Source organism: Brevibacillus composti (assembly GCF_016406105.1).
Classification (GTDB): Bacteria; Bacillota; Bacilli; order Brevibacillales; family Brevibacillaceae; genus Brevibacillus; species Brevibacillus composti.
In genome coordinates, this window is sequence record NZ_CP066308.1 from 3,635,585 (window position 1) to 3,648,122 (window position 12,538).

A 12,538-nucleotide genomic window follows, 5' to 3' on the forward strand; every position below is an offset into this window, starting at 1 on the left:
AATAGTATCTGGCGGCATGGCAGAAAAAATTTCCGAAAAAAATTTTCCTGAGGGGTTTACGTAAGAAGAGAAATGCCTCCGTCGACGATCAGGGTCTGACCGCGGATCATCCAGGCCTTGTCGGAGAGCAGGAACATGACAGCATTTGCCAGGTCTTCCGGTTCCACAATCCGGCCTGCAGGCGTGCGCGCTGCCGAATCGGAGAGGAGTTCTTCCCGGTTGGGGAAATGGCGCAGGGCATCGGTATCCACGGCTCCGCCGGAGACGGCATTGACGACGATGTTGTGCGGCGCGAGCTCGACAGCCAGGTAACGGGTGAGCGCTTCGACAGCTGCTTTGGACACCCCGACCGTCGTGTAGTTGTCGAGTACGCGGATGGAGCCCAGGCTGGAGAGGCTGACGATTTTTCCGCCTTGGCCTGTTTTGATCATCAATTTGGCTGCTTCCTGCGCGGAGAACAGCAGCGCCTTGCTGTTAATATCCATCGTCCAATCCCAATGGCTTTCCTCCAGCTCCATCAGCGGGCGAAGCACGCCGGATGCGGCATTGTTGACGAATACATCAAGGCGGCCAAACTCGCGGTCAATCTCCGCAAACAGCTCCTTGATCTTTTCCACGTCTCCCACATTGGCTTTCACCAGATGTACGCGGGCACCTTTTTCCTCCAGCTCGGCCGCTGCCTCGCGGGCCGCGCTGCGGTTCCGCAGATAGTTCAATACCAAATCGTAGCCCTGTTCGGCCAGTTGATGTGCAATGGCCTTGCCGATTCCGCGCGTGCCGCCGGTGACCAGTGCCACTTTTTTGGTTGTACACATAAAGGTAGCCCTCCCATACACCTGCTATTAATAGCAGGTACTAAATATTCCATCTCTCATTATAACGCGCTGCTCGGGCAAATTCCAGACAGGATCGCCAGACAGGACCGGATGCCTAGCCGATCCATGAGACGATGGGATGGGAAGGCAGATGGTCAGACATACTAACCCCAAAAGAGATGTTGGTCGGAAAGGAGGCTTTCATTCTATGTATATTGGTCGCGACTTGCCCCAATTAACCATGATTTCTCTGGATGATTGGGAATTGAATGAGCTTATGTACTACCACCATTCCATGTCGCAGCTGGCTGCTTATCTCAACGCAGAAGGGACGAGCCTGCACGCAAAAATCATACAGGAGCTGGAGTCCAGGGGGCCTGTCGGCGGAGACAGCGGGGGATGGGATCACTCATCCAAACCGATTTACGATTAAGCCGCCCGCGAGAGAAAGGAGGCAAAGCGATGAAGACCAAAACCCGACAAATGGGGACCATCATTGCCATCGTGGCATTTAGTGTAGCCGCCATGGTCGGCTTGATTTTCATGTTTTGGCGGATGTGACCAAACCAAACAAAGACGGGGGAGCCATCTCGTGAAAGGCTCCCCATGGTTGGGCAGATCGAAGATCGAAAAACGGCCGGCCCTTGGAGATGTCGCTACTCTCAAGGGCCGGCCTATCTGCTTCTAACGGCTTATTTTTTCTGTTTCTTCATCCCCTCAGGCTGCACACCTCAGGTCCGGAACCGGGAAACCTGCTCCCTCAGCTGTTCTGCCAGTCTTTCCAGCTCGACCGCCGAAGACGCGATCTCCTCCATGGAGGCAAATTGTTCTTCCGCTGCGGCGGACACATTTTGCGTCGAGGCTGCATTCTCGACGGAGATGTCCGCGATTCGGTGTATCGACGCTGTCAACTGCCGGGTTCTCTCTGCCATCTCCTGCGTCGCCTCCGATACTTCCCCCATCTGCTGAGCCACTGCTCCTACCGACCCGCGTATGCGGGTGAAGGTCTGGCCCGCGACGAATACCTGATCGATCCCTGCTTCTACTTCCTGGCGGCTTTGCTGCATCACCAATGCGGCTTTTTCTGCCTCTTCCTGAATCCCGGAGATGAGCGCGGCGATTTGCAGGGCAGAATCGGCCGACTGTTCCGCGAGCTTGCGCACCTCATCGGCTACGACGGAAAAACCGCGGCCGGACTCGCCTGCGCGCGAAGCCTCGATCGCCGCATTCAGCGCAAGCAGATTGGTCTGCTTGGCGATATTCCCGATCAGCTCCACGATTTGTCCGATCTCCTGCGAGCGATTGCCCAGCCGCTGGATCACCTCCGCCAGTACCCCCACCGTCTGATGGGAGTCTGTGATTTGGCGCACGGCTTTTTGCACCGCCTGGTCGCCCTCTTCCGCCAGCCGGGCGGTCTCTTGGGCGGCGCCGGCTACCTGACTGCTGTACGCGGCCACGCTCTCGATCCGCTCCGCAAGCTGGCCGGAAGTATCGGAGCCCTCTTGCACGTATCGGACCTGCTGATCTGTGCCGTGAGCGATCTCTTGAACAGTCGAGGCAATCTGCGCCGTCGCCATGCTTGTCTGATCGGAGCTGGCCGACAATTCCTCAGCAGCCGCGGCCAAGCGCTCGACGGACTGCTGAATCGCCGCCAGCAAGGAGCCGAGCGATTCGGCCATCCGGTTGAAGCTCGCTCCCAGCTTGCCGAATTCGTCATCCGCAGCGATCTCCACCCGCTTTGTGATGTCACCCTGACTGACCCGCTCTGCGGCCTCTGTGAGAAGCCGGAGCGGACGGATCATGCCGCGCAGAATGACAAAGCCGATGATGCTGCCGAGTCCCATCGCAATGGCGATGACCCCTAAAGTTTTTTGAAAGATCGGACTGGCCACCTGGTCAGCCTCTGCCTCATACATGACCCCCATCACCTTCCAGCCGGTGCGCGGGTTGGTCACAAAGACGGCTTGGGCCGGCTTTTCCCCATCGCGCAAAGCAAAGCGGCCCTCCTCTTGCGCGTAGAGCTGCTCCATCCAGGCTTCCGCGTGTTCCTCGCCCGGATCGTAGGCCGGATGAACGAGTGTAGCGCCATGCTTGTCATAGATGGCCATATAACCGCTTTCTCCAATATTCGCCTGCTTGACTACCGCCTCCAGCGTTTCCAATTGCATATCGAGGCTGACCACCCCGCTTCGGTCCGCGAGAGCGCGAGCAACCCCTATAATGATGTTTCCCGTAACGGCATCCACGTAAGGATCGGTTACAATGGTCTCTCCCGGTGTTGCCATCGCAGCCTGATACCAGGGCCTCTTTCGCGGATCAAAGCCTTCGGGCAGCTTTGCATCCGATCCCATAATCATGACGCCGGCTTCCGTGCCGATGTAAATTTCGGCCACGTCTTTATGTTCCTGCGCAAAAATCTTTAGGCTATGCCGCAGCCCGTCGATTTGGTCCGGCTCCAGTTGGCCGGCCCCGATCACTTGCGCCAGATGCCGGATCGACTGCTCCTGGGCTTGTACGGTTTGGCTCAACAGTTCATTCACCAGGGCAATATTTTCATGTCCCGCTCGAAAGAGCTGTTGGGTAATCTGTTCCTTTGCGCTCTGGTAGGAGAGAAACCCGATCAAAAGAGCGGGGATCAGCAAAATTGCCGCGAATGTCGAAATTAATTTTGTCTTGACTGAAACCTTGCCACTTCTCAAAACACCTTTACCCCCATGATCTTTTTCTAAAAACTTTACAATTACTAAAAAATGACAAACAAAAATATTACCACGCTATATATTCTAACTGTAAATGTAATTTTTGTCAATAGCGTTGCATAAACAGTGTGAGTCAAGCCATAGTGGGCAGGATTTTTTTGTCTCCAAAATAAGACTTCTGGTTTCCTCTTCTTGAAAGCGCTTTATTTTTGTATGATTCCTTTCTTCCACTCGATTTTTGCCTCATCCGCGAAGGGCTTTTAAGGCCAGCCCGGTAGGGCTGCTTTGATATGGCCCGTGCAACAGGCGGATCGTCCCGTTTATATAGCCTTTTGCCTGCTCTTTCACTTCCCGTAGCAAGTCCTTCACTCGGACCATTGGGTTGGGCTGTAACACTTGCTTCTTCGCTATCGCCTGGCCGCTCAAACGACTTCCCTCTTGTCGTGCCATAATGGCTCGCAACATCGCTTGTACTCCCCGTACACTCCAACTGTAGCCGCCTCGTTTGGTCCTTTTTGCCATCACCCGCATTTGCGCTTCCGCACTCCCCATTGGACGCATGCCCGTCGTGTCGATACCAGCTTCACCCAGAACCTTTCGATAGTCGATAAGATGCCTTCGATGCCGCCGTAAATAGGCCACGTATTTCCGCCATTCGTTCCGGTGCTCTTCCAGAATCTTTTCCTCCGGTACGGACTCTACTGTCGCCAGCAAGATATCCGCTTCAAAGGCCGCCAACGCCTGCCTTACCGTCTGCCACGTCTCTGGCAACTGACCCAGGAATCGGCGCAATTCTCGCGCCACATGAAAGCGATCCAGTGTGTAAATACAGCGGTGAAAGTAGGATTCGCATTCTCCAATCCAATTGGCCCCATCCCCATTGACTACGATCCATGTGTTTTCATCCATGTCGTAATGACGAACCAGAAAGTCGCCAAACCCTTCCCAGAACTCTCCCTTCGTCGTATGCAGGTAATGGCGTTTCGACCTAAGCCGCACTCGGTCCCCCTCTTGTTCCCATCCTTCGTGCACAATCGCCATTCGATTTTCCATTCCCCGCTGGCGTTGCCTCTGCAATGAGGTGTAAAGTCCATCCACTTCCACAAACAATACGCGAACCGACCTTCGGGTCGCTTTCGACACGATGGTTGATGCTTGTTCAACCCGCGTGATTAGTTTGTCCCGAATGGCCTCATGGCTCAGTACCCGATACCCCAGTAACGCTTCCAAGCGTTTTGCGCTGTCCCGGTACGAGGGGCCTTGGCTAGCAAATTCGATCGCTATCTCTTCCAAAAACGGGCTTAGCTTCTCCCGCCCGTCAAAGGCCAGCATACGATCCAACAAATACACATGTTGACCCTTCACGCGATCCTGATACAATCGCCGTTTGAATCGAACCGTACCAAAGAGTGTGTCGATCTGGACTTCTCGTTGGTCCTTCAGCCGAAAGCGTGAATGATCCCGTTGATGCATCAGATACTCGTCCAACGCTTCCAAAATATAAGCCATACCGGCAGCGAACTGTTCCTGCAACGTTCGAAACAACAACGTTTCAAGCTCTTTCATTGTGGGAAATTCCGTGGTAAACTTGCTCACAGGGTTTCTCCTCCTTGGTGTGTTTGGTTTTGGCGCTTTACACTTTACCAAGAAGAGAAGCCCTTTTCTATACCCTCCAACTGATTTTTCTTCAAAAATTTCTTTTCGGTTTGCCCACGAACATTTTACTCATACCATAAACATTGCTTTTCTATCATTTATAGAATTTTCTGAAAACGTACCTGCCGCCGTATAGGCTAAAAAGTTAAGGGGGCTATGCATGCAAGGCAGTCATTGTCCATTTGGTAATATCTAGGATTTCAAGGTGCTGATTACCTTTTCTTGCTTTGCGTTGCCTTAGCTCTTCACGACCTTCTGCCGACCTTTCGAAGTGCGTGCTGGTTTTCGAAATACAGCCGCTTTAAAAACTTCCCACGACTTGGTGAGATTCGATTTTAGTAGTCGGCTTAGATCAAGCAGCGACTTAGTTGTCGAGAGCTCCAGTTTCATCAGGAGCAGAAGGCAGTAACTAATCAGGCAAATCAGGATCTGGTTCCATACGGCGTTTTCATCTTCACCGTAGAATCGCGTCAACTTCAGATGCTGCTTCAACCATCGGAAGAAGGTTTCAATCTTCCAGCGATTGCGGTACAAGTCGCCGATTTCTTCAGCGGTCAGATCGAATCGGTTCGTTATGATTCGGATGGGATTTCCTTTTAAATCGACGGTTTCGATGAGGCGAAGAACATGCTTCATCTGTTTGGCCCCTTTGCCGATCTTCACCATGCGATCCCGAGTCATGACCGAGCCTTCCGCTGTTGGAAATTCATCCATCACTTCGACAATAGCATTGTCTTTCAACCGAGTAACGAAGAAGACTCCATCCCAGCAGTACTGGTCGTATTTCTCGTAGTCCACGTAGCCGCGGTCAAATACATAAGTAGCGCCGGTTTCATCGATGAGCGCATCCATTTGGGTGCGATCTGACGGCTTGGCCGGAGTGAGCACGGCCTTCTCCGGATAGACCGTATCCGGATCACAGAAGGTCACGCGTAAGTGGAGTTTCACGCCGGCTTTCGTTTTCCGGTACGTTGCCCACTTGTACTTGCTAAGACACAGACTCATGGTCGTGGAATCCAGCAGTTTAACCGTACCGACTCGCCCAGCGGCAGGCGTGCGAATGCGAGTGACCTGAGCGACCAGATCGACAAATAGCTGCTGTAAAAGTTCCGGCGACAGCTTGTTGTTCTTCCTGGAAAGCTGCGAAATACTGATGGAGGTGATGCCGAGTTCTTTCTGGAAGGCTTCGTTATTCTCAATTTCGGTGACAATGTCCCGCAAAGCCTTGCGCTGATTCAGCTGAGCGTCCATGAAGATGAGAAGGTACGCTAGAGTGGTAAGCTTCTTCACATACTTGTCTTCGCCGGTTTCTGTGGTCCAGTCGGAAATTATTTTTGCATTTAAGGGTGCAACCCATTTACCAAATGACGAAAGTAGTGTATCCTTGTCCATGCGTGATCTCCTATGATTAGGGATTTGGACAGGACTACCTGCTACCCTAATTATGGAGATTTTTTCTTGCAATGGACGTCTTTAATTTAACATTTTTAGCACAATTTAGAATAACAGAGAAGGGTTCGAATTTAATGCAACGCTATTGAATTTTTGTGAAACAATTTAACTCAACTCAAATTTTCAGAATACATTTTCTTTTCTCTTTTAGACGAAAAAGACTTTACAAGCAGAAATAATTGCCATATTCTAAGAGTACGATTTTTATCGAACCATTTTTAGGAAGGAGGCTACCATGATGATTCAGGCAACAGTTGCAGTTCTCGATATGACACCAGCAGCAGCAACAATCTCATATGGCAGCGCCTCCTGGACGAACGAATTGTAACCTTTGTAGGAACTTCGTTTCTTAACGTTACCCTACTCGTCGTATACCAGACCGCAGGCGTTGCAGCTTGTGGTCTTTTCTTTTCACAAAAGGACCGCAGGCATATGCCCGCGGTTTTTTTATCCATTTTTTTCCTTGAAGGGAGGTGATTTGAGATGGTCTTCAACTTTCTGTTTTTCACAGTGAAAATCGAGCGTTTTAACGACGAACAGCGTCATGCGGATTACGCCTGTGAGCGTTACCTGCAGGAACGCGCCGAAGCGCACGCGCTGCAAGCGGCGCAATACCCGGACTTCGCCATTCGCGGCTAATGCATGGCCCACACAATCTATAGGAGGGATGTAGAATGATTAACACATTTGGACGTCAGAAAATGAGATTTACAGGAGTCAAATCGATAGAAGGCGGCTGACTGACTACAAGTAACCCTGCAGGAGGGGTGTAAACAAATGTATATTCCCATGATTTTTTTCAGCATACTCATTAAAAAGCGGGAACGTTCTCCAGAGGAAATAGAAGCCCTCTACCGCCAGGACCTGGCGATCAAGGAATGGGAAGAAAGGCGCATGAACCAGCAGGCCATGTTCCCTGAATACGTTCGCTGGTAAACGCATAGAGCGGTGCTGACTGCCGGATAACAACGAAAAGCGACCATCATCGGTCGCTTTTCAGCTTTTCAGCGATTTTTTGGTGAGCCACCGGAAGGGTCAGGGACGAAATCTCCTCCAGGGTCACAAACCGCGCAGCAGACGGCAGCTCCTCCCCTTCGATCCAGTCACAGCGCCACACCTCCAGATTCCAGTGCAGATGCGAGAACGTATGCTGGACATCCATCAGCGGCTCCAGCACCTCCGCGTCCAGCCCAAACCGGCTGCGCAGCCCATCTTGCAGCACTTCCCGCTTGAGGTTGGCGCTGTCGGCATTCGTCTCCACCATGGGGAATTCCCACATGCCAGCCAAGAGCCCTTGCTCTGGCCTTTTGTTCATCAAAACGCGGCCGTCCCGCCATACGACGGCCACCTGCAGGTTAACCGGACGGGGCGGCTTTGCCTTTCCTTTTACAGGCAGCTCCTCCTGAACGCCTTCGCGCCGGGCCAGACAGTAGTCAAATACCGGGCAAGTCAGGCATTGGGGCGTTCGCGGCACGCAGACCAGTGCGCCCAGCTCCATCAAAGCCTGGTTAAAATCTCCGGCTCTCCCTTCAGGGATGACCTGTCTGACGAGATGCTCCACCTTGATCCGCGTAGCGGGCTTCGCAATGTCATCCGTCAGGTAGAGGAGGCGGGAGAAGACCCGCATGACATTCCCGTCTACAGCCGGCTCCGGCTTTTCATAGGCGATGCTGAGGATCGCCCCTGCTGTATAGGGACCGATCCCCTTCAAATTGGCGATCTCCTCGGGCGTGTCAGGAACGACGCCGCCGTAGCGGGCCTTTACCTCCCGGGCAGCGCTTTGCAGGTTGCGGGCTCGCGAGTAATACCCGAGCCCCTCCCACGCCTTCAGCACCTCATCCTCGGGGGCATCGGCCAGCGCCTCTACCGTCGGGAATTTCTCCATGAAGGCTAGGTAGTAGGGCTTGACGGTCTCCACCCGGGTTTGCTGCAGCATGATTTCCGATACCCAGATCCGGTACGGGTCGCGGTTGATCCGCCAGGGGAGATCCCTTTTTTGTCCGTCGTACCAGCTGAGCAGATCGCGGGAGAATCCAAAGACATGAAACTCCTCCGGCAATGTATACGTCAGTTCTATTCGTTTCCCTCTGGCCATACGCTTGTGAACATTCCCTTTCTTTTACGCCAGCTCAACCGGCTGAAACGCCCACACATGCAGTTTTTCAGCACCGCCCGCGATACACGCGCAAAATTCACGGTCAGCCAGCCGCCAGGCTTTTATGGTTTCGTACTGGTCAATCGTTGCTACATGAAAGGCCTCGACGAACAAACCGGGTTGATCCCAGCCTTCCCAGCTGCGGTATTCCTTGGCTCCCAGCCGCTCCAGCCTCGCCGGCATTTCGGCGAGCAGACGGCGATGCTCGTCACGCTTGGATTCGACAGTTTTGTATTCGATAAAAACGGTGATCATCGATTCTCTCTCCTCTCAAGTCTCTTTCATCATACCCGCCTATTTCTTTGGGGACAAGGATACTTTTTTTCCCCAGAAGCGGGAATTCTCCCGCCTAACACGCTATAATAACTGATAAGAAAACCTGCCGTCAGGTTTGGATATGACCGCGGATTTGCGATTGAAAAGGGGGAGCATGCGCGCCTTATGGATACAGCGACACACTTTGCTATGGGCTTCGGGTTAGCAGGGCTCGCCCATCTCGACCCGGTTGTGGCCTCTACACCAGGATTAGCCGAAGCCGTCATGGTCGGAACCGTAATCGGTTCGCAAGCACCTGATCTGGACGGATTTACCCGCTTTCGCGGAAGCGCCACCTACATCCGGAACCATCGCGGGGTCTCCCACTCGATTCCGGCCCTGGCCGTCTGGACGGCCGCTATCTTTGCGTTCGTGCAGGCGATCTCCCCGCAGGTGCACTGGCTGCATCTGCTCGGCTGGATTTTTGCAGCCGTCTGTTTGCATGTCTTCGTCGACCTCTTCAACGCCTATGGCACAAAGGGCTTTTACCCCTTTCGCGACACGTGGATTTCCTGGAATGTGATCTTCATTTTCGACCCGTTTATTTTTGCCGCCCATCTCGTCGGTCTGATGCTGTGGGGGGCAGGCGCGGACCCCGGCCAGGTCTTCATGTGGGTCTATCTCTCTTTAATTCCGTACTATTTCTGGCGCTGGCAGGCGCATAAAAAGACCGTCGAAACGGTGCGCCGCTCCGTCAGCAAAGACGGCACCTACACCGTGGTTCCCACGCTTTCCTGGAACCTGTGGACCTTTGTGGTAAAGACGGATCAGCACTGGTACGTCGGCGAAGTACACGGCGGCGAGGTAAGCATCCTGGATGTCTTTTCGATCAAGCCGGAAAACGACCTGATCGCCGCGGCCAAAGCCGACCACAAGGTGCAATCCTTCCTCTCCTTTACGCGGTATGCGCACGTCGAAGCCAAGGAACAGCCGTTCGGCTACGAAGTCAGATGGTTTGACTTGCGCTATCGGGCCCGCTTTCCGGGGAAAAGCCACTACATGTTTGTCGCGGTCGTCTATCTGGATAAAGAGCGGAATATCCGCGACTCGTTTGTGGGCTGGATTCACCGGGGAGAAGAGCAGCTGGCGAAAAAGCTGGACCCCGAAAAAGAAATTCAAATGTCCTGATTTGAACGGAATCGGAAAAGAAGAGGCGCTTGCTGTCGAGCAGGCGTCTTTTTTGTCGTATCGGACTGTATCGGACTGTATCGGACTGTATCGGACCGTTTCGACGCTGCGGACCAGTTTTGACCTGCTCAAAAAATCAGAATTTGACCCTTTCCGACAGGTCAAAAACACCCTAAGATAAGTCCAACGATGAGCAAGACCGATATGACACGAACGGAGGAATTCCCTTGTTTCCGATCCGCTATTCCAAGCGCACCATCACGGACGAAGCGCAAATCGACGCGTTTCTCAAACATGCCAGAGTCGGCCACCTCGGCCTCTCTGACGGGAGCGAGCCCTACGTGGTTCCGCTTAATTTCAGCTGGCTGAACGGCTGTCTCTATTTTCACGGCGCCGACTCGGGCCGAAAGGTCGACCTGATCGGCCAAAACAACCGCGTCTGCTTCTGCGTGACCGACGAGTACGGCACGATCGCCGATCCGGTGCCCGCCATGACCGATACGGCCTACATGAGCGCGATGGTGTTCGGCACCGTCGAGCGGGTGGAGCAGCCCGAAGAGATGCGGGATGCGCTGCAAGCCATGCTGGACAAGTACGTGCCGGGCTATTATCCGGAGCCGCTCTCCCTGCAGCATGTGATCAAATACCGCTCCTCCATGGGCAGCGCCGCTGCCGTTTTTCGCATCAAGCCCGAATCTATCACGGCAAAGGGAAATCCTCCGTCGGAAACGCACAGCTTCTATCCCGGGCGGACTCTGCACATGGACATCGGATAAACTCAGCCTCACAAAAAAAAGACAGGTTCTGCCCGATATGGGGCACACCTGTCTTTTTCGTATGGGCAGATACTCTCGGTGCGGGTTAATCAGGGATGAGCCGGCCAGCTGGATTACCGGGCCGGCAGGTCGGCCGGGGCGCTCATCCCGGTGGCAATCGCCAGACGGTTCCAGGCATTGATCGTATTGATCGCCATAAGCAAGGAGACGATCTCTGCCTCGCTAAAATGCTTGCGCACCTCTTCGAAAACCGCCTCAGGCACACCTTCCTTGGCGATCAGGGTCACCGCTTCGGCCAGCGCCAGCGCAGCCCGCTCGGCATCAGTATACATCGCCGCCTCTCTCCAGGCATTGAGCAGGTAGAGGCGCTGTTCGCTCTCCCCTTTTTCCCTCGCCTCCCGGGTGTGCATGTCGAGGCAATAGGCGCAGCCATTCAACTGGGACGCTCTGATTTTTATCAGCTCCAAAAGCCTGTCGTCCAGCCCGCTTGTGCGCACGAACTTTTCCAGCTGCAGCATGGCCTGAAATGCTTGGGGGTTTGCCTGGTGATGCACCAATCTCCGTTTCATCTGCATCGATCCTCTCGTTTCAGAATGTTTTTTGTTCATTCCTATAACGAGTGCCCCTAATGAGTTGTGACAAGAAATCGCCGGAAAAAAATCAGTTTTTGCCAAACTCCCAGATGACATGACTCAGACTGCCATAGCGAAAGCTGATATGCTTCCGGCTGGCCGTTTTCGCCGCATCGGCCGCGCCCATGGCGTAAAAGAGCGGGACGAAATGCTCGTTTCCGTGCACAGGCACCGCTTGGCGGACGTATGGAGCCTCCGTCTCATAGCGGAACAGCGCATCCATGTCCCAGGCCTCCGCCTTTTCCCGGATCCACTCTTCAAATTGCACGGCCCAGGCGTCCCCCGCATTTTCATTCGAGCGCATGTTGATGTAAGCAAAATTATGCACGGTCCCGCCGCTGCCGATGATCAGGATGTCTTGGTCCCGCAGCGATTGCAGGGCTGCTCCGATCGCGTACTGCTCGGCAGGCATCAGCGAGGGATTGACGGAGAGCGATACCACCGGGATATCGGCCGCGGGATACATCTGCCGCAGGACGACCCAAGCCCCGTGATCGAGACCGCGTACCGGATCCGCCTGAGCCTCTATTCCTGCCGCCTCCAGCAGCCCCATGACCTCTTCCGCCAGCTTCGGGTCGCCTTTGGCCGGATACTGGATCTCGTACAGTTCGCGCGGAAAGCCGCCGAAATCATGAATGGTAGCGTGACTTTCCGTCGTGCCGACCGCCTGCGTGCGGCTTTCCCAGTGAGCGGAAAAAATCAGGATGGCTTTGGGACGCGGCAATTCTTCCGCCAATTGCCGCAGCGCTTCGGTATACTCATTTTTCTCAATCGCCAGCAATGGTGCGCCGTGAGCGAGAAAAAGGGATGGCATGGTCATGATGGACACCTTCCTTTTGTACATTAGGTTACTTTTTGTAAGTATTATACCTCGACTTTGCCGATTGCGCCAGTCCTTCCTTTCCCTTTT

General features: G+C 53.8%; 13 protein-coding genes. 5 read left to right on the forward strand and 8 right to left on the reverse strand.

Annotated elements, in window-relative coordinates; genetic code table 11:
• Positions 1 to 56 precede the first annotated feature (56 nt).
• Positions 57 to 815, reverse strand: coding sequence for an enoyl-[acyl-carrier-protein] reductase FabL (gene fabL / locus JD108_RS18300; protein ID WP_198827394.1), 759 nt, complete (start codon positions 813 to 815; stop codon positions 57 to 59).
• 208 nt (positions 816 to 1,023) lie between these two features.
• Between fabL and JD108_RS18305 the strand changes: the two genes are divergently transcribed.
• The gene (locus JD108_RS18305) at positions 1,024 to 1,248 is read left to right on the forward strand and encodes a hypothetical protein (RefSeq protein WP_198827395.1); all 225 of its coding nucleotides are present in this window, start codon (positions 1,024 to 1,026) and stop codon (positions 1,246 to 1,248) included.
• Positions 1,249 to 1,546: 298 nt separating this feature from the next.
• Here the strand turns inward: JD108_RS18305 and JD108_RS18310 are convergent, their stop codons facing one another.
• The 3 genes from JD108_RS18310 to JD108_RS18320 form a co-directional block, all read right to left on the reverse strand.
• On the reverse strand, positions 1,547 to 3,514 hold the full coding sequence (locus JD108_RS18310) for a methyl-accepting chemotaxis protein (RefSeq protein WP_198827396.1): 1,968 nt from the start codon (positions 3,512 to 3,514) through the stop codon (positions 1,547 to 1,549).
• A 243-nt stretch (positions 3,515 to 3,757) separates the two neighbouring features.
• Positions 3,758 to 5,110 (reverse strand): ISLre2 family transposase, encoded by a 1,353-nt coding sequence (locus JD108_RS18315; protein ID WP_198826639.1) that lies wholly within the window; start codon positions 5,108 to 5,110, stop codon positions 3,758 to 3,760.
• A 297-nt stretch (positions 5,111 to 5,407) separates the two neighbouring features.
• Entirely contained in the window at positions 5,408 to 6,562 is a 1,155-nt protein-coding gene (locus JD108_RS18320; protein ID WP_198826839.1) for an IS4 family transposase, read from the reverse strand.
• Between the two features lie 543 nt (positions 6,563 to 7,105).
• On the opposite strand from JD108_RS18320, the gene JD108_RS18325 reads away from it, so the two are divergent.
• Positions 7,106 to 7,261, forward strand: coding sequence for a hypothetical protein (locus JD108_RS18325; RefSeq protein WP_198827397.1), 156 nt, complete (start codon positions 7,106 to 7,108; stop codon positions 7,259 to 7,261).
• A gap of 138 nt (positions 7,262 to 7,399) precedes the next feature.
• Entirely contained in the window at positions 7,400 to 7,558 is a 159-nt protein-coding gene (locus JD108_RS18330; protein WP_198827398.1) for a YrzI family small protein, read from the forward strand.
• Between the two features lie 46 nt (positions 7,559 to 7,604).
• On the opposite strand, the gene mutY is transcribed toward JD108_RS18330, so the two are convergent.
• Together mutY and JD108_RS18340 are read right to left on the reverse strand one after the other, a co-directional pair.
• Positions 7,605 to 8,717, reverse strand: a complete 1,113-nt coding sequence (mutY, locus tag JD108_RS18335) for an A/G-specific adenine glycosylase (RefSeq protein WP_198827399.1) — start codon at positions 8,715 to 8,717, stop codon at positions 7,605 to 7,607.
• A gap of 24 nt (positions 8,718 to 8,741) precedes the next feature.
• Complete coding sequence (locus JD108_RS18340; protein ID WP_198827400.1) at positions 8,742 to 9,032, reverse strand: hypothetical protein; 291 nt, start codon at positions 9,030 to 9,032, stop codon at positions 8,742 to 8,744.
• A gap of 186 nt (positions 9,033 to 9,218) precedes the next feature.
• Between JD108_RS18340 and JD108_RS18345 the strand changes: the two genes are divergently transcribed.
• A complete protein-coding gene (locus JD108_RS18345) occupies positions 9,219 to 10,220 on the forward strand; it encodes a metal-dependent hydrolase (protein ID WP_198827401.1) in 1,002 nt (333 codons plus the stop codon).
• Between the two features lie 227 nt (positions 10,221 to 10,447).
• A complete protein-coding gene (locus JD108_RS18350; protein WP_198827402.1) occupies positions 10,448 to 10,996 on the forward strand; it encodes a pyridoxamine 5'-phosphate oxidase family protein in 549 nt (182 codons plus the stop codon).
• 113 nt (positions 10,997 to 11,109) lie between these two features.
• On the opposite strand, the gene JD108_RS18355 is transcribed toward JD108_RS18350, so the two are convergent.
• Together JD108_RS18355 and JD108_RS18360 are read right to left on the reverse strand one after the other, a co-directional pair.
• Positions 11,110 to 11,565, reverse strand: coding sequence for a carboxymuconolactone decarboxylase family protein (locus JD108_RS18355; RefSeq protein ID WP_198827403.1), 456 nt, complete (start codon positions 11,563 to 11,565; stop codon positions 11,110 to 11,112).
• A 91-nt stretch (positions 11,566 to 11,656) separates the two neighbouring features.
• Positions 11,657 to 12,448 (reverse strand): dioxygenase family protein, encoded by a 792-nt coding sequence (locus tag JD108_RS18360; RefSeq protein ID WP_198827404.1) that lies wholly within the window; start codon positions 12,446 to 12,448, stop codon positions 11,657 to 11,659.
• Positions 12,449 to 12,538: the final 90 nt, after the last annotated feature.

What these genes read in the sequence shown, in the direction of transcription:
- mutY (WP_198827399.1), bottom strand. Translation starts at nt 8,717, where the DNA reads ATGGCCAGAGGGAAACGAATAGAACTGACGTATACATTGCCGGAGGAG.
- JD108_RS18325 (WP_198827397.1), top strand. Translation starts at nt 7,106, where the DNA reads ATGGTCTTCAACTTTCTGTTTTTCACAGTGAAAATCGAGCGTTTTAAC.
- JD108_RS18305 (WP_198827395.1), top strand. Translation starts at nt 1,024, where the DNA reads ATGTATATTGGTCGCGACTTGCCCCAATTAACCATGATTTCTCTGGAT.
- JD108_RS18360 (WP_198827404.1), bottom strand. Translation starts at nt 12,448, where the DNA reads ATGACCATGCCATCCCTTTTTCTCGCTCACGGCGCACCATTGCTGGCG.
- JD108_RS18355 (WP_198827403.1), bottom strand. Translation starts at nt 11,565, where the DNA reads ATGAAACGGAGATTGGTGCATCACCAGGCAAACCCCCAAGCATTTCAG.
- JD108_RS18330 (WP_198827398.1), top strand. Translation starts at nt 7,400, where the DNA reads ATGTATATTCCCATGATTTTTTTCAGCATACTCATTAAAAAGCGGGAA.
- JD108_RS18345 (WP_198827401.1), top strand. Translation starts at nt 9,219, where the DNA reads ATGGATACAGCGACACACTTTGCTATGGGCTTCGGGTTAGCAGGGCTC.
- fabL (WP_198827394.1), bottom strand. Translation starts at nt 815, where the DNA reads ATGTGTACAACCAAAAAAGTGGCACTGGTCACCGGCGGCACGCGCGGA.
- JD108_RS18340 (WP_198827400.1), bottom strand. Translation starts at nt 9,032, where the DNA reads ATGATCACCGTTTTTATCGAATACAAAACTGTCGAATCCAAGCGTGAC.
- JD108_RS18320 (WP_198826839.1), bottom strand. Translation starts at nt 6,562, where the DNA reads ATGGACAAGGATACACTACTTTCGTCATTTGGTAAATGGGTTGCACCC.